Origin of the sequence: uncultured Mobiluncus sp. (assembly GCF_947087965.1) — a bacterium.
GTDB lineage: Bacteria > Actinomycetota > Actinomycetes > Actinomycetales > Actinomycetaceae > Mobiluncus.
On the sequence record NZ_CAMUES010000007.1, the window covers coordinates 33,961 to 50,131 of the forward strand.

The 16,171-nt window shown below is 59.9% G+C and carries 16 protein-coding genes; 7 read left to right on the plus strand and 9 right to left on the minus strand.

What is annotated here, in order from left to right; genetic code table 11:
- Window position 1: 1 nt before the first annotated feature.
- The 4 genes from brnQ to Q0V70_RS07855 all read right to left on the minus strand — a co-directional run bounded on the left by brnQ (window position 2) and on the right by Q0V70_RS07855 (window position 5,041).
- Window positions 2–1,450 carry a branched-chain amino acid transport system II carrier protein gene (gene brnQ / locus Q0V70_RS07840; protein WP_297590442.1) on the minus strand — a complete coding sequence of 483 codons (1,449 nt, stop codon included), beginning with the start codon at window positions 1,448–1,450 and terminating at the stop codon, window positions 2–4.
- Between the two features lie 343 nt (window positions 1,451–1,793).
- Window positions 1,794–2,978, minus strand: coding sequence for a site-specific DNA-methyltransferase (locus tag Q0V70_RS07845; protein ID WP_297590444.1), 1,185 nt, complete (start codon window positions 2,976–2,978; stop codon window positions 1,794–1,796).
- A 62-nt stretch (window positions 2,979–3,040) separates the two neighbouring features.
- Window positions 3,041–4,360, minus strand: a complete 1,320-nt coding sequence (locus Q0V70_RS07850; RefSeq protein WP_282921052.1) for a HAMP domain-containing sensor histidine kinase — start codon at window positions 4,358–4,360, stop codon at window positions 3,041–3,043.
- 3 nt (window positions 4,361–4,363) lie between these two features.
- The gene (locus Q0V70_RS07855) at window positions 4,364–5,041 is read right to left on the minus strand and encodes a response regulator transcription factor (protein ID WP_297590446.1); all 678 of its coding nucleotides are present in this window, start codon (window positions 5,039–5,041) and stop codon (window positions 4,364–4,366) included.
- Window positions 5,042–5,327: 286 nt separating this feature from the next.
- On the opposite strand from Q0V70_RS07855, the gene Q0V70_RS07860 reads away from it, so the two are divergent.
- The 6 genes from Q0V70_RS07860 to Q0V70_RS07885 all read left to right on the plus strand — a co-directional run bounded on the left by Q0V70_RS07860 (window position 5,328) and on the right by Q0V70_RS07885 (window position 9,813).
- Complete coding sequence (locus Q0V70_RS07860) at window positions 5,328–6,122, plus strand: alpha/beta fold hydrolase (RefSeq protein WP_297590450.1); 795 nt, start codon at window positions 5,328–5,330, stop codon at window positions 6,120–6,122.
- Window positions 6,123–6,246: 124 nt separating this feature from the next.
- Complete coding sequence (locus Q0V70_RS07865; protein WP_297590452.1) at window positions 6,247–7,095, plus strand: alpha/beta hydrolase; 849 nt, start codon at window positions 6,247–6,249, stop codon at window positions 7,093–7,095.
- A 9-nt stretch (window positions 7,096–7,104) separates the two neighbouring features.
- Entirely contained in the window at window positions 7,105–7,779 is a 675-nt protein-coding gene (locus tag Q0V70_RS07870; RefSeq protein ID WP_297590455.1) for a nucleoside triphosphate pyrophosphatase, read from the plus strand.
- A 115-nt stretch (window positions 7,780–7,894) separates the two neighbouring features.
- On the plus strand, window positions 7,895–8,257 hold the full coding sequence (locus Q0V70_RS07875; RefSeq protein WP_297590458.1) for a GntR family transcriptional regulator: 363 nt from the start codon (window positions 7,895–7,897) through the stop codon (window positions 8,255–8,257).
- The gene (locus Q0V70_RS07880) at window positions 8,250–8,984 is read left to right on the plus strand and encodes an ABC transporter ATP-binding protein (RefSeq protein ID WP_366126885.1); all 735 of its coding nucleotides are present in this window, start codon (window positions 8,250–8,252) and stop codon (window positions 8,982–8,984) included. Before Q0V70_RS07875 ends, Q0V70_RS07880 begins: the two co-directional genes overlap by 8 nt.
- Window positions 8,974–9,813 (plus strand): ABC transporter permease, encoded by an 840-nt coding sequence (locus Q0V70_RS07885; protein ID WP_297590461.1) that lies wholly within the window; start codon window positions 8,974–8,976, stop codon window positions 9,811–9,813. Before Q0V70_RS07880 ends, Q0V70_RS07885 begins: the two co-directional genes overlap by 11 nt.
- A 74-nt stretch (window positions 9,814–9,887) precedes the next feature.
- Here the strand turns inward: Q0V70_RS07885 and Q0V70_RS07890 are convergent, their stop codons facing one another.
- The 4 genes from Q0V70_RS07890 to Q0V70_RS07905 form a co-directional block, all read right to left on the minus strand.
- Entirely contained in the window at window positions 9,888–11,042 is a 1,155-nt protein-coding gene (locus tag Q0V70_RS07890) for a 5-(carboxyamino)imidazole ribonucleotide synthase (RefSeq protein ID WP_297590464.1), read from the minus strand.
- A 1-nt stretch (window position 11,043) separates the two neighbouring features.
- Window positions 11,044–11,577, minus strand: a complete 534-nt coding sequence (gene purE, locus Q0V70_RS07895; protein ID WP_295027787.1) for a 5-(carboxyamino)imidazole ribonucleotide mutase — start codon at window positions 11,575–11,577, stop codon at window positions 11,044–11,046.
- Window positions 11,578–11,996: 419 nt separating this feature from the next.
- Entirely contained in the window at window positions 11,997–13,292 is a 1,296-nt protein-coding gene (locus tag Q0V70_RS07900; protein ID WP_297590468.1) for an LCP family protein, read from the minus strand.
- On the minus strand, window positions 13,289–14,740 hold the full coding sequence (locus tag Q0V70_RS07905; protein ID WP_297590471.1) for an LCP family protein: 1,452 nt from the start codon (window positions 14,738–14,740) through the stop codon (window positions 13,289–13,291). The genes Q0V70_RS07900 and Q0V70_RS07905 overlap by 4 nt, the downstream gene beginning before the upstream one ends.
- A gap of 97 nt (window positions 14,741–14,837) precedes the next feature.
- Between Q0V70_RS07905 and Q0V70_RS07910 the strand changes: the two genes are divergently transcribed.
- Entirely contained in the window at window positions 14,838–15,764 is a 927-nt protein-coding gene (locus Q0V70_RS07910) for a glycosyltransferase family 2 protein (RefSeq protein WP_297590474.1), read from the plus strand.
- Here the strand turns inward: Q0V70_RS07910 and Q0V70_RS07915 are convergent.
- Complete coding sequence (locus Q0V70_RS07915) at window positions 15,718–16,170, minus strand: DUF2304 domain-containing protein (RefSeq protein ID WP_297590477.1); 453 nt, start codon at window positions 16,168–16,170, stop codon at window positions 15,718–15,720. The two genes, Q0V70_RS07910 and Q0V70_RS07915, sit on opposite strands and share 47 nt — an antisense overlap.
- Window position 16,171: the final 1 nt, after the last annotated feature.

Genomic DNA, 16,171 nt, shown 5'->3' on the forward strand with positions numbered 1-16,171 from the left:
GTTAGCCCTCGGCCGGCAGGTCGTCCGTCTCCGAGTTCCGGTCGGGAATCCCGGTCGGAGTCTGGGAAACCGGCAGCTTAGACACATCAACGGGGTGGAGCAGGTCGATGGCGATGCCTACCGCGACCCCGGCCAAAGCGGGGGTCAGCCAGCCCATCTGGACACTGCCCAGCGGAAGGACATGCAAAACGTCTTGCAGAGCCTGCTGCCAACCGCTGACGTTTTCCCAAGCCGGCAGCTTGAAAGTCGAGATAGCTTCAAAAATCCCGATGATGGTGGCTACCCACGCGGAGAGTCGGTAGGTCCAGAACAGCTGGCGTTTCATGGTGTAATCCAGCAGGGCGATGAGAATCAGGCAGATAGCCGGAGGGTAGGTCGCCAAACCAATCGTCACCACGATGGCCAGGATGTTCTCTAAGCCCAGGTTGGCCACCAGCAGGGAAACCACCACGTGAATACCCAGCATGGCCGAACGATGAACCTTCGGGAACAGGTCGCAGAAGTATTGGGTCGAGGCTCCCATCAGTCCGGTAGCGGTGGTCAAGCAGGCCAGGAACACGATAATCGAGAACAAAATTTGCCCGATTGGACCAAAAATCATTTGCGCTGCCAAGGACAGACCGGCAGCCGGGTTAGCAATCTCTTGGTCAGCCACGCGGGTACCTACGAAGGCCAAGCCCGTGTAAACGATAGCCAGGGATGCTCCCGCAATACCCGCAGTAAAGGTCGTGGCCCGGAACACGGAACGCTTTTCGTTGTAGCCGTGAGCGTGCAGCTGGGTAATGATAACGACGCCGAACACCAGGGAGGCCAGGGCATCCATCGTGCCGTAGCCGGTAATCAACCCGGCGGTAAAGGGCGACGCCTGGTAAGACGGGTCAGGGTGGAGTGTCTCGACACTGGGCAGTTTAAACATTGCGATGGCAATCATCACCAGCAGCAAAATCAGTAGAGCCGGGGTCAGGTACTGACCTATACGATCGAGCATCCGGTCGGGACGGTTCAGCAGAATCAACACGATGGCAAAGAAAATCAACGAGTAAATAAACAGCCCGACATGATTCGCGGCAGTCTCTCCGCTCTGGGCTCCGAGGCTGGTCAAAGGCCGGACAGCCATTTCCCAAGACACGGTAGCCACGCGGGGCATTGCGTAGCACATCCCACAAAACAGGAATACCGCGACGGTCAAAATCAGCCCCGGAATGTGTCCGATGCGGTCCGCAATCCGCCCGGCTCCATAAGCATCTGTCGAGGCCGCCATCATCCCCGCCACCGGGAACAGTACGCCCGTCAGCAAAATGCCGATGACCGCGGGGATTACGTTGGCCCCGCCGCTGACGCCGACTTGGAACGGAAATATCAGGTTGCCCGCGCCGAAAAACATGGCGAACAGGGCAAATCCGGAAACTAAAAGGTAGGTGTCGAAGCCTTTACGGCTAGGGGAATTCATATATATAGCCTTCCTGATGGGTGGCAAATTGGCGGGACTTTCCCGGATTCCAAGCCTAGCACAAGTGGGATTTACCATGAATTCCCCGGTTTTTCAACGGTTTTAGGGGTGGGGGAGGCAAGAAGGTCGGTAAGCGCGGTGGCAGGAGATGGCCGGTGAGGCGGTGGCACAAGACGGTTGGTGGCATGGTGGTGCGAGGCAGCGTGTCGCCCGGCGGAAGATAATGATTGCCCAGTTCGGGTGCGTTTCGTGGCTGGCGGTGTTCCAATGGTTTGACAGCCAACCGCGCTCCAGCCGCTTAGTGAAACAGTGCGCGAGCATGCTTCCACCCGCGCCAAGCTGGCTAACAGCGCAGTTCGTGGAATGGAACTGTGGCAGCCCGCAGCCTTGCGGCGGTCAGGTCAGCGATGGTGTGTAACCCCTGCACCCCAGCCGGGCCGGATTTAGCCGCGCTAAACGGCTCTTCCAGCTGAATCAGGAAAAAACGCCGTCCGGTGGCGTGTGCCGCCTGCCCGGTAGTGCCAGAGCCGGCAAAAAAATCCAGGACCGTGTCGCCGGGGCTGGTAGCGGCCTCGATGAGGACTTGCAGCAGCTTCGTGGGCTTCGGGGTTTCAAACAGTCCGCCGAGCCCCAGATGCTGCAGTTCTCGCTGCCCCGAAATCGTCGAAGGGCCCACGACCAGGTCTTTCAGGGCAGTTTCATGAAAATCCCGGATTTTCGTATAAATCTTTAGGCTGCGGTGCGCCCCCCGGCCGTGAACCTGAAATTCCAGGTCAGCATAATCGCGTTCCACCTTGGCTCGCGACCAGCGCCAAGCGTGATACTTCAGTCCCGGTTTCGCATTCGGGTGGGGGTGGGCGCAGACCCAGCCGGCAGCGGCCAGGTCGGGGTCAGCGGCCCCGACCTCACTGGTGCGCACCGCTCCGGTCTGGGGATGATAGTGAATGTCGAACACCATCGAAGGGGCAGTGACCTCGTTGAACTTCGAGTTCGTGTTGTACAGCTCGTTCTTGGTGACATAAGCTCCGCGCGCATCGTGTTTTACCTGGCGTTGGGGCAGGTGGTACACGGTAGGCATGAGTTGTTGCAACAGCTCGGTGCGGCCGCGGAGCTGGCCCACCTGGGTGGCATCGCGGGCATAGGCCAAGATGTATTCGTGCGTTCCCGCCGGTCCCGCCCCCAGCTGGCGGCCTTTCAGGTTAGAGACCCACACGAAGTTGCCAATCAGGTTTGCGGTGCCAAAAATACGGTCCATCTCGAGTTTCAGTTCACACAGCTGGTTAAAGTCAATCGAGATAAAGATGAGACCGTCAGCACTGAGCAGTTCACGAGCCGCGGCCAACAGCGGGCTCATCATGGCGAGCCACTCGTCCTTGGCGCGCCGGTCGTGGTAGGCAAAAGTATTTCCGGTGTTGTAGGGCGGATCGATGTAAATCATCTTCACGCGTTGCCCGGCTTGGTGCAGCGTCCGTAAACCTGCCGCGGCATCGGCACGCAACAGCCAGTTACCTTCCCGAAAATCGTTCACGAAAAAATCCTACCGAGCCTCATGCCGCGTATCGGGGAAAATCGCCGGTCTAACCGGGAAAGTCAGAACCGGCGCTTGGGATGGGACACGGAAATAATGGCGCCCTGGGGCAACACCTTGTTCGGATCCAGGGACGCCGGCACGGTGGCGACAAAAGCCTGGAAAGTCGGGGGACGGCGCACAATAAGTTCGAGTTTCCCGCCGTCAGCTTCAATGAGCTGCTTGGCCAGGGCTAAGCCAATCCCGGTCGAACCGTGTCCCGACACGCCCTTCTTAAAAATATCCGGGGCGATTTCGTCGTCCACGCCCTCGCCTTCGTCACTGACCTCGAAATACATGCCCTTTTTGTTGCCGCTCATCTTGGCGCGTACCGTAGTCGTGCCCGCCCCATACTTCAACGAATTCTCCAGCAGGGTGGCGATGACCTGGCCCAGCGAGCCCGGCGTGGCCAGGGCGGGACGGTCGGTTTCGTTACGGAACACCAGTGGGCGATTCGCTGCCCGGAACTGGTTTTCCCACTCGTTTTGCTGGTGTACCAAAAATTCATCCACGTTAATTGCCTGGGTGGTGCCCCCGCCGGCATTCTGGGAGTTGCGTTTCAGGTCCTCGACTACACCGGTCAGGCGTTCCAGCTGGTCCAGGCACTGTTCGGCTTCTTGCTGTACCTCCGGTTCGCTGCTGATCATCTGGATTTCTTCCAGCCGCATAGACAGGGCCGTCAGCGGGGTGCGCAGCTGGTGGGATACGTCCGAGGCGAACTGGCGTTCCGCGGCGATACGCCCCGCCAGGTTTTCGCTGGCCCGAACCAGTTCGTCTTGCACCAGGTCGATTTCTTCAATCCCGGAGGGGGTCACGCGGGGACGTACCCCGCCGGAACCGAGCTGTTCGGCCTGAGCGGACAGATAAATGAGCGGTGCCGAGATTCGGCGAGAGGACCGTAGCGCGATGAACGCGCCGACCAAGACTGCTGCTCCCACCCCGGAAAGAGTCACCAAAACAAACACTACGGAACGCGAACGGGCGTTATCCGAGGAAGAAATGACTGTCAGGGTGGCTCCCGTGGCGGTCTCGACCCTGGAGACGAGCGGGAAAACCGGGCGAGTCCCAAAGCTCAAATCCCGCCCGTCCTGAGTGGTGACTTCCACCCTGGTGTTCGCCGAGCGTCCCGGCCACAGCCAGCTGGCCACGGTGACATCAGTCACATAGTGGCCGGTCAGGGACGTGCGGTCCAGGGCGAGCGCGTATTGTTTAGCGGTTGCGTCAACATCGGCGCGGGCCGAATCCCACAGCTGATTGACGGCGAAAGCGGCCAAAGGTACGCCCAGCAACAGCACGGCAATGATGACCGCGCTGAGGATAGAAATCAGGATTTGCTTGCGCAAGGGCTAGGCAGTTTCAAAACGGAAGCCCATGCCGCGCACGGTGGTGATGTAATGCGGATTGTTCGCGTCGTCGCCAAGTTTGCGGCGCAGCCACGAGACGTGCATGTCCAGGGTCTTGGTGGAACCTGACGGATCCCCGCCCCACACTTCCCGCATAATGGCTTCCCGCTCCACGACCGCGCCGGCCTCGCGCACCAGCACCCGCAGCAGTTCAAACTCTTTCGCGGTCAGCTGCAGTTCGCGCGTGCCTTGGAAAGCGCGGTGCGCGGAAACCTCGATGCGCACGTCCTGGGCGGTCAGGTCGCTTTCTTCGGTGATTTCCCCGCCGGAGCGCCGCAGCAGAGCCCGCACGCGAGCCAGCAGTTCGCCCAGCCGGAAAGGCTTGGTGACGTAATCGTCCGCCCCGGCGTCCAAGCCCACCACCATGTCAACTTCGCCGGTACGTGCCGTCAGAATGAGAATCGGAATGGTCAGGCCTTGGGCACGAATTGTGCGCGCTACGTCCAGGCCGTCCATATCGGGCAGCCCCAAGTCCAAAATCACCATGTCGGAGTCATTGACTTGTTTCAGGGCAGAACCGCCCGTAACGTGGGCGCTGACTTCGTAGCCTTCGCGTTGCAAAGCGCGGGTCAGCGGCTCGGCAATCGCGGGATCGTCTTCGACTAAAAGGACTCTGGTCATTCCTCTTCCTCTGCTTTCGCTTTTCTATCTCCTGGTTCCGTTCTCTCGAATTGCCAGAAACTCTGGATTATCGCAGGTGTTCGTGAACTGGGAGAATGGTGAAACCCTAAGTCATCATCGAGTAAAACTTTACCCTCTTTTGACCCGTTGCGCTATTCGACGGAACATTTAAATTATTCCTCAGTATTCCCAGTCTTTTTGAGCGTGACTGGCGGGTATTCTGTCCGGTTCTTACGGGTAGGAATGCAACCGCAGCTAGAATGGGGCTGACGAAAGGAAACTGGAGATGTTGTCCCATTATGTGTCGGGTGAACTGCACAATCCGATGGTGGTGTTGGTTCATGGGGTGTGCGATTCGGCCTCAGCGTGGGTAGATTTAATTAATCATCTCAGTGAGCACTATTTGGTGATTGCGCTGGATTCCTTGGGGCATGGCACTTCGAGACGTTTGCGAGACTCCGAGTTGGATGACCCAGGTGAGGCGACGGCAAATGAGCTGGAGCTGACACTTGAACATTTGGAAAAACTCTATGGGCAAACTCCGGTCATCGTAGCCCATTCCATGGGGGCGTCCATCTCCAGCTACCTCGGTGGGCGTCGTCCCGAGTTGATGAGAGCGCTCTTTCTCGAGGACCCGGCCTGGTTGAGCCCGGCGCAAGCGGCCGGATATCGCCAGCGGGCTGGTGAACAGGTCGCCCGCTGTGAACACACCTGGCAGGCTAATCCGGTGGAAACGCTGGCGGACAACGTGGCACAACGTCCGGGCTGGAGCGCCGCCTCGCACTACGGCTGGGCTTTCGGCAAAGGACTGGTGGACTCGCGCCTGCTGGCCACCGGTATCGTCAGTTTTCGCGAACCTTGGCCAGAAATCGTCGCGGCACTGCGTGTACCGACCAAAGTTGTTACCTCAGACACGGATGAAGTGCTGATTGGCCTGGCGGGCGTGGACGCTATCGCCCAGGTGGGAAACCCTTTGGTGCAAACCGAGGTTATTTCCGGGACTGGTCACGGAGTGCGGCTCGGCGCCCCGGAACAATACCACGCCAGCTTAGACGAATGGCTCCACCGCTACGCGGGCTGACCGGAAAGGCAAAACGATGCAACCATTCTTGTGTCCCGAACTGACACCAGCAATCGCCGCCACGCCCCCACAAACACCTTGTGACCTGCAAACTATGCGAAGCGAAGGGGATCGAATGTTAGGTATGTCCACAGAAACCCCGGCCGGAGTAAACCTCGACGTGCGGGAGATTCCCGGCGGGGACGGCCAGCCCATGGAACTGCGCTGTTTCACCCCGCAGCTAGCCGCACAGTTCCCGGCGGCAAAAGGTCGGGCGGACTGTTCAGCCATCTTGCTCACCTTCCACGGCGGCGGCTACGTGGCTGGTAGAGCCCGGTTTGATGATGTGCATAATGCTGAACTGGCTGAGTATTTGGGGGCCGTAGTCCTGTCTGCGGATTATCGTTTGGCGCCCGAATTTCCGGTGGACCGAGCGGTGGCGGATTGCCGGGCGGCGCTGCTTTATGCCTTGGAGCGGGGTCGCGAGTTGGGGCTGCAAGTGTATGTTTTCGGCGATTCCGCCGGGGCCGGGCTGGCGTATTATTCCGTGGCCGACCTGCTGGCGGAATCAGCGGAGTGTCCGGTGGCGGGAATGATCCTGTTTGAGCCCTGCTTGGATCCGCGCTGCGATAGTGATTCTATGCAAACCCACGCCGCCGGCCCGGTCTGGACGGCCGAGGCCAATCGGGAGGCTTGGGCTTTGGCGGCGCCGAGCCCGGCACTGCGTGCGAAACTGGCAAAAATCCTGGACAGTCCGGCAGTGGCGGGGAAAATGCCGCGCAGTCTCATCGTGGTGAACCCCATCGATCCGTTGCGCGATGAAGGGCTGCGTTTAGCGCTGCGCCTGGCTGATTGCGGGGTGCCGGTGGAGGCGCATATGTATGCCGGAACCTTCCACGGGTCCTTGCGAGTGCCGGGCAGTCAAACCTGGGCTGAGCTGCGGGAACTGCTGGGTCGTTTTCTGGGTTGCCGCGAATCAAACCCGCGCGATTAGGCTAGAGACATGGAAAAACCAGATTCTGATTGGGGTGCGGCCGCGGTGCACGTGGTGTTGGCTTCCGCCTCCCCGGCGCGGCGCAAAGTCTTGCAAGGGGCGGGGCTGCGCCCGGTGGTGCGGGTTTCTCACGTGGACGAGGATGCTTTGCTGGCTGAGCTGCGTTCGCGTGCGGCCGGTCCGGCCGAGCAGGTTTTGGCTCTCGCGCAGGCAAAAGCGCGGGCAGTAGCGGGGGAGCTGGAGACGTCGCTTTCGCCGGGTGCGGACACATTGGTGGTGGGCTGTGACTCCATGCTGGAGTTTCACGGAGAAGTGTTGGGCAAACCGCACAATCCCGAGGTGGCCCTCGCGCGGGTATGCGCCCTGTCGGGGGATTGCGGGGTGTTGCACACCGGGCATTGGGTGATGCGTTTACGCAGCGATGCCGTCGAGCCGGTTGCGCAAGTGGGGCGCACCGAGTCTACCGTGGTGCATTTCGCGAATTTCAGCGAGGCAGAGGCTCGCGCCTACGTGGCCAGCGGGGAACCGCTGGAAGTCGCCGGCTCATTTACGATTGACGGCCTGGGTGGGGCATTCATCAGCGGTATCGAGGGCGATCCGCACAATGTCATCGGGATTTCTCTGCCTTTGCTGCGAAAACTGGCTGGCGAACTGGGGATTTTCTGGCCCTCGTTGTGGGCTTGAGCCGAATCCCCCTCCATTCACCGCAAAATAGTTTCCCCTTGACAGCCGTGTGATGGTGTATTAGTGTTGTAGTACACAAACATGGTACCGCGTTTGTTTCGGTAAGGAGAAGCTGATGGATTTCGATACTGGAACGCCCATTTGGCGTCAGTTACTTGACGACTTCTCACGGCGCATCACCAGCGGAGCGTGGGAGCGGGGTTCCCAAATTCCCTCTGTACGCGATCTATCCGCCGAGTACGGGGTCAATCCCAACACTATGCAAAAGGCGTTGACCGAGCTGGAGCGCACCGGCTTGGTTGCCTCGCGCCGGGGCTTGGGACGTTTCGTCACCGAAGATGCCGGAACCGTCCGGGAACTCGGCAAGGATCTGGCGAAAACCTCCGTACGCAACTTCATAACAGACATGAAAACTTTGGGACTAAGCCTCAGCGAAGCCCAAGATCTGTTGAATAGTCAATGGAAAGGACGTGATTGAGATGCAACCCTTAGTGGAAGTGTCCAACCTCACCAAACGCTACCAGGGCATCAAGGTAAACGGAGTGGTGAAACCGGCATTGGACCAGCTCACCCTTAACTTGAATGCCGGAAAAATCATCGGTTTGCTGGGCGAAAATGGCTCCGGCAAGACCACACTGCTAAAAATTTTGGCAGGCGTACTGGAACCCACCAGCGGGCAAGTCCGCATCGACGGCCAGGAAGTCGGGGCGAAAACCAAAGCCATGACTTCTTTCCTGCCCGATGCCGCCTGGCTGCCTGAATCAATCAGTGTTGACGCGGCTATCAAACGGCACGCGGATTATTTCACGGACTTTGACGCGAAAAAAGCCACGGAACTGGTGGAGTTCCTGGGGCTGCAACGTCGCCAAACCACCAACCATATGAGTAAAGGGATGCGTGAAAAGCTCCAGCTGGCGCTGGTAATGTCACGTTCCGCCCGGCTCTATCTATTGGACGAACCGATTTCGGGGGTGGACCCGGCATCGCGCCAAGCCCTGCTGGACACCATTGTGAAAGGGTGGAACCCCGAAGCGACTCTGTTTATTTCCACCCACCTGGTTACCGACATTGAGCCGGTAATGGACGAAGCCGTATTCATGCACGCGGGCAAACTGTTCAAACAGGGTGAAGCCGATGAACTGCGGGAAGCCTACGGTATGTCCCTGGATCAAATCTTTCGGAAGGAATACTCCCATGTTTGCTAAGTTATTCAAGTATGAAGCCAAGGAAATGGGCTGGCAGCTGCTGCTTTATCTGGCTGTCGGCTTGGTGGTGGTGTTTACCTCGGGGTTGCTGAGCCTCACTAACCAAAGTTTCCTGTCGGTAATGGGGACCACTATCGGTGCCTTGGTGTCAATCATCATTCCTTTCCTCATCTTTATCATGGGTTCCAAGTACTACTACCAGACCACCTACGGGCAACGCGGCTACTTTACAAACACGCTGCCGGCCTCGGGCGGAACCGTGTTGGGTGCGAAGTCTTTGTGGCTGTTTATCGCGGTTCTACTCAGCATTTGTTGGAGCTGCTTGGCGCTGGCCTGGGTCATCTTTACCCAGATGGCAGGGGCGGCAGGCGCTAAGCTGAGTTTTGGCGACAAAGTCGCTGCCACCTGGGAGGCTATCGGGCAGCTTCTGCAGGGCGCCCCTGCCTACCTCATCGTTGCCGTAATCGTGACCTTACTGCTGGCGACGGCACAGTTTGTACTGTGGGTGGTGTGCTTTTCCGCCCTGTCTAACCGTTTCGGCTTCGCTTACCTGTCCACCAACAAGGCGGTGACCATCAGCGCAATCCTCATCTATGTGGTTTATGAAGCGGTGTTGGCTCTGTTTACTTTCCTGGTGCCGGCGACGTTGCACATCACGACTTCGGCAGGCGGCACCCAGGCAAAGTTGTTTTTCGGCGCTATCCTCTCGCGGACCAACGAAGGGGCCGGCGTATTCCTTCCGCTGGGAATGCTGGGCATGATTCCCCTGTTTATTGTCGGCTACTGGTTCGCCCACAACTCACTGTCTCGACACCTGTCGTTGCGTTAGTTGGGTGTTTCATTGTGGCGGCTCGGTATTCCGGGCCGCCACCACTTTTTAGGGTCACCAGGCCGGGGCGGCGCTTACTTGCCCATCAGCAGGTTAGCGGCCGCGCGGGCGGTGGAAAGCTCCAGGTCGGGGTCTGTGCCACAGACATTGACGTGGCCGAGCTTGCGCTTCGGGCGGTTACTCTTGCGATACAGATGAATCTTGGCTTCGGGATAATTCTCCATCACGCTGGTTACGGCCAGAGCCGGGTCGTCGAGCTTACTGCCCAAGACATTAGCCATCGCGGTGTAGGGCGCGGTGCGGGAAGTATCGCCCAGCGGCAGGTCCAGTACCGCCCGCAAATGCTGCTCGAACTGGGAAGTCACGCATCCGTCTTGGGTCCAGTGTCCGGAGTTGTGCGGACGCATGGCCAGCTCATTGATGTACAGGCGGTATTTGCCATTGGGGGTTTTCACCAGGAACATTTCAACCGCGTACACCCCGGTGATGTCGAGTTCCACGCCAATTTGGCGCGCCAAGTCCTCCGCCTGGTCAATGATGTCCTCAGGAATCGGGGCCGGCTCCAAAACAGCCGCGCATTGTCCCTGTTCCTGCCAGGTTTGCATGGGGATATAGGTGCGCAGTTCGCCCGAAGCGCGTCGCGCCGCCATCACGGCCAGCTCGCTGCTGAAAGGAACCCGCTGCTCGACCAGGCACTCGATGCCTTCATCCAAGGCTTCCCGCCAGGTCTTAAACTCGTCCAAACTTGATACCAGACGTACCCCGCGCCCGTCATACCCGCCGTGGCTGATTTTCGCCACCAGTGGCCAACCGCAGCGCCGGCCCACGTCCTTGACCGCATCAAGATCCGCCCCATTGGCCCAAGCGGGCATGGGCAGCCCCAACTCACCCAAACGCTGGCGCATCGCCAGTTTATCTTTCGCGTAGAGCAGGGCGGATTGGGTAGGCCGGGCAGGGACACCGGCCGCGGCGGCAGCATCGAAAACGGCGTCCGGAATCAACTCGTGTTCAAAAGTCACCACGTCAGCCCCGTCCAGCAGCGCGCGCAACGCTTCGGGATCGTCAGGGGAGCCCACCACAGTTTCCGGACACACAAAAGCGGCCGGATCCGAGGGAGAGTCAGCTAAAACTCGCAGGCAAAAGCCCAGTTCGCCGGCTTCAGTAGCCAGCATTCGAGCCAGCTGACCAGCGCCGATACACGCCACTACGGGCGGATGATAGGTGGTCAACTCAGTTCTCCTCTGTGTCCATCACGTTTTTCAGAGCTTCGCCTTTGTCGATGGCTACCTGGCGCAGCAGGGCTTGATATTGCAACATGCGTTCGCGCATCTGTTCCGCTAATGGTCCTTCCCCAGCGCCCAAGATACGGGCAGCCAGCAGGGCGGCGTTCTTCGCGTTTCCGATAGAAACGGTAGCGACCGGCACCCCGGAGGGCATTTGCACGATAGACAGCAGGGAGTCCATGCCTTCCAGGTGTTTCAACGGTACCGGCACCCCGATGACCGGCAGGACAGTAGCTGCCGCCAGCATTCCGGGCAGGTGCGCTGCCCCGCCCGCTCCGGCAATAATCACTCGCAAACCGCGCTTTTCCGCCGAAGTCCCGTACTCCAGCATGTCGATAGGCATCCGATGGGCGGACACGACCCGAGCTTCGAAGGGAATCCCAAAGTCGCGCAGCACCTCCGCGGCGGCCGACATTGTCGCCCAATCGGAATCCGAACCCATCACCAAGCCCACCAGGGGCGTATTCTCAGCTTCGCTCATAGCGCCATTCTACCCCGTGGATTCCCAGCCCGGGGCGGGGATTGGAGCATTCGTCCTGGCGTTCGGGCGGGGGGAGCGAAGGTGGAGGTACTCGCGCCCTGCTGGGCAGTTTAACGAGTGATGCCCTGCCTGGGGAGTATTGCGAGGATTGCGGTTTGAGCGGGGGTTTGTCCGAGTGCTGTTAGCTGGGATTCGGGGGTGGAGAGGGTTGTGATTTTGGGCGGGGAGAGCGAAGTCGGAGGTACTCGCAGGCGACGCTAGGGGGTGAGGAAAATGCTATGCTCTGCAAGCATTTTCCGAGGGGGGTCTGAGACCCCCCAAGTCGCGCGAGACCTCCGCGAGCGAGCCCCCGCCCAGCGCGGCTCTTCGCGAGCGACACCCCACCCAGCCGGGCAGTTCAACGAGCGATAACAACGAGCCTAGAACTGCGGGGTCAGGTCGGCAGGGGTGAGAGTCCCGTTGCGTAGCCCTTCCCAGAAAGCGGGGGTGCGGCTCTCGTCCAGCTTCACCGTCGAGCCCACCCCGCCGCCGGGGTTGTAACCGAGAGACGCGATGGGCGGCACCCCTTGCAGCCCGGTGTTCCCGGCCTTCCGTAGTGCCAGTGTCATCCGGCCAATGTCAAGGGTTCCGGTGGAACGGTCAACCGTCAGGGCAGCTGCGCCCGCGTCTGCCAGTGCTATTTGCCGGGCGGGATTAACTAGCACTTCCGGGCTCAGCGCCTTTTTCAGAGTGGAGCTGATGACTAGGCGTTGGCGTTGGGTGCGCCCAATGTCGCCCAGTGGGTCGGAATAGCGCATCCGCGCAAACAGCAGGGCGGTCGGCCCGTCTACATCATGGCAACCGGCTTGCCAGTTCAGCCCCGTCATCCGGTCGGAAAACGTCTGATCCCAGCACAGATTGATTCCGCCGACCCCGTCAACGACCTGGGCTACACCGTTGAAACCCAGCTGGGCGTAGTGATCCACACTGAGCCCGGTCAAGCCTTCGACGGTGGAAACCAGCAGTTGTGGTCCGCCTTCAGAAAACGCGGCGTTTAGTTTGTTGTGGCCGTGACCGGGAATCTCGACATAGGTGTCACGAGGCAGGGAAACCAGTATGGCGGTGCCGTTGGTGGCCTGGTGCAGCAAAAGAATCGTGTCGGAGCGTTGGCCCTCTACCCCGCTGTTCGCTTCGGCGGTGCCTTCGCGGGAATCCGAACCGGCGATGAGCCAGGTCGTGCCCGGCGTGTCGGCTGCTCCACTCAATGCATCGGTGCGTCCCAGGTTCGTGTCCACCCGGTGTATCAGGAACAGTCCCCAAAACACTATGGCCAGAATCAACGCTAAAAATAGGGTGAAAATGGTGAGAAAGATTCGTTTCGGCCAGCTGCGAGTCCGGGTGGTTCCGGTATGTGGTTGGCTGGCGGGCAGAACCAGTTCGGGGCTAGCCACCCGCGCCGGGGGTGTGTCGGGAGAGTCGGGAATGCCGGGGTTTGCTGCCGAACCGGGGGCATAAGCGGCTGGTAGCGCCAAATCTTCATAGCTCAGCCCTTGCCGGTGCGAGTTAGGGGTGGAGGAGCCGCCCACAACCACGGCGTTGCGAGAATCCGGACGTCCCCGTGAGGTTTCGTAGCTGGGGAAAGTTGGCGCAGGGGCCTCCGGTCGAGCATCGGGAGAACTTCCGGGGTTCGGGCTACGCGGGGAACTCTCAGGCGGAAAGGATGGCGGCAAAGTCATTGCTGGGTGTCCTGCCAAGCGCCGCTGCCCCCGGACGTTTCTCCGGATGGGGCGTTATTGACAGAATTTCCTTCCGTTTCGCTGGTGTTTGCCGAGTTCGGGTGGCTCGTGGTGTCGGGGTTGTGCGCCGGGGCTTCCGGGGTACTCGCGGCGTTACCGCCAGAGTTGTTGCTCGTTGTTCCCCCGGTTTGCCCAAGGTGAGCGGAATTTGCGCCGCCCGTCCCATTCGTCCCCCGGGAAGGCGACCCTTCAGTGTGACCGGTGCGACTCCCTTGTGTAGGGACAGACCCGCCGGAACTGGCGGAATCGGGCGAAAGTGAGGAGGCCTGCTCGCTAGGCTCGTGAAGTCCCCCGTTCATGTCCTGGTAGGGGAAAATGGAGGGAACCGGCTTGTCCAAACGTAGGGCGTCGAACATCTCCACGGCATTATCCGCCACCGCCACGCGCGCCCGGTCGGGAGCATATTCCCCGAAAGGCAGGGTGTAAAAGCGGATATTGTCGGGCTTGACTTTCGATAAGGACAGTGCCAAACCGCCCAGATTCTGAGCATTGCCAAAACTTTGTGAGGTGGTCAGGGACCTCATTCCCGCTTTCATGAAGGCGTATAAAGTCGGTAAATCGGTGAGCATATTGCGGCTCTTGGCTTCCTTCATCATGGCGCCGATGAGTTGCTGTTGGCGGCCAATCCGGGAAATATCCGAGCCGTCGCCCACCCCGTAGCGGGCGCGGGCAAAACCGAGAGCTTGTTGGGAATTCAACGTTTGGCACCCGGCTGGAAGGTCAATGGTGCCCTTGCTGTCCTTCATCTTTTCTTCCAGGCAAATCGGCACCCCGCCCAGGGCCGCCACCATGTCTTGGAAACCGTCAAAGTTCACGACCACAAATTCGTCAAGGAAAATCCCGGTCAGCTGCTCCACAGTTTTTAAGGTGCAGGCCGTAGCCGCAGCCACGTCCTCGTCCTGTCCCAGCAGGGCAAAAACGGAGTTGAACTGAACCAGACCTTGACTGGCGGGCTCGGTTTTCCCGTCAGCACGCAGGCAAGCCGGGCGCTTCACCATCAGGTCGCGTGGGATAGACATGACCTCCACGCGGGTGCGGTCCGCGCTGATGTGCGCCACCAAGGTCGTATCCGAGCGCATCCCGGTAATCCGCCGGCCCATCTCGTCATATTCCTTTTGAGCCCGATAGTCCGACCCGATGACCAGCACGTTCAGGTCACGGTTCGCGAAGCTGTCCTCCGGGAGGTCTTTCTCTCGGCGGTTTCCCTCCAAGAAAGCGTTCACATTGACTTTCTTGGTCCACGAGGAAATATCGGCATTGACCAGACCTGCGAAGCTCAGGCTGAAAATCGCCAAGAATAGTACCACAAGGCTAAAAATGCGTAGTCCTCGCCGCGGGCGAGTCAGAGCGGCGGCGTGGGAAGCAACAGGGTGGTGCTTTGATGACACCAGGCCATTGTAGACTTAAGCGTCAGGTATTTCCTGGCACGGTCGTGCCTGGGCCGATGATTTTCCTAGATTTTGTGCGACAGGGAGGGGAAAGTTCGTGTCGAGTTCGTCCGCGGTGCCCGCCAGTCCGGCCCCGATGCCCGGTGTTGCCCGCCCGGCTATTCGCGTGGTCACGGTCGCTTATCACTGCGGGGAGGGAATACGCGGACTGCTGCAGAGCCTTCCCGAGGCTTCCCGCCAGGCAATTCACACCGTGGTGGTGGACAACTCAGAGAACTGTGATACCACGGTGGCGGCTCTCTGCCAAGAATTCGGGGCGGAATACCGGTCCTTGCCGGACAATCCGGGATTCGGGGCGGGTAATAATTTTGGTTCCGATTTCGGGGGCAGTGAGCCGTGGCTATTATTCGCTAACCCGGATTTGCGCCTGACTCCCGGCGCTGTGGACACCCTGATTGCTGCCGCCGAGTCTCATCCCGCGGCGGCGATAATCGGCCCGGCCCTGGTGGACGAAACCGGTACACGTTACCCCACCGGCCGGTCTTTTCCCTATATTTCCATCGGAATCGGCCACGCGCTGCTGGGGCGAGTGTGGTCGGGAAACCCATGGACTCGCCGGTATTGGGGGTCGTCTTGGCGAGGGACTGACGCAGCCGAGGTGGACTGGGTCAGCGGGGCATGCATCCTGATTCGCCGCTCAGATTGGGAGCAGCTGGGTGGTTTTGACCCGGCATACTTTATGTACTTTGAGGACGTGGACTTGGCTTGGCGGGCGCGGCGTTTCCTGGGGCGCGGGGCACTGTTCGTGGGCAGCGCCGTGGCAATCCACGAACAGGGGGCCACGACCGGTAACAAGACCTTGGGGGCGGGTCAGAAACGGAACTTGCGGGTCTTGCGGGCTCACCACGATTCGGCGCGGATTTTCCTGGACCGGCTCTATGTGAACCAGCCGTATGCCTTGCCGTTGCTGATGTTGATTAGCTGGGGTCTGCGGCTGCGGTATCGGGTTTTGGCTCGTCGTTAGGGTCGGTGCGCCGCGCCTCGGAGAGAGCCAGCGCCCGAGTCAGCTCGGTCAGGCGCGTCTGCACGGCAATGTTGTAACGCCACTGCACCAGCCAGGTTGCTAACACCACTATGACCAGCATATACAGCAGTAAATCGGTGCCGCGACCCACTCCGAGGAACGCCGCGACCGCGGAAATGACGGGCGGGTAGATAATCGCCACGGCCGCCAAAACCGCGAACAGCAGCGCCAGAATGCGCCGCAAAGCCAGGTTGCGGGCTCCTTGGAGGCGGGACACATAAACCAGCCCCACCGCGACCACAATTAACAGGACAATCTTGATACCCCACTGGCCGGCTGCTACCCACGCCAGCAAAGTCGGAACCGAAGCGGGAACCAGCCCGGCTACACTTGTGAAAACACCCATG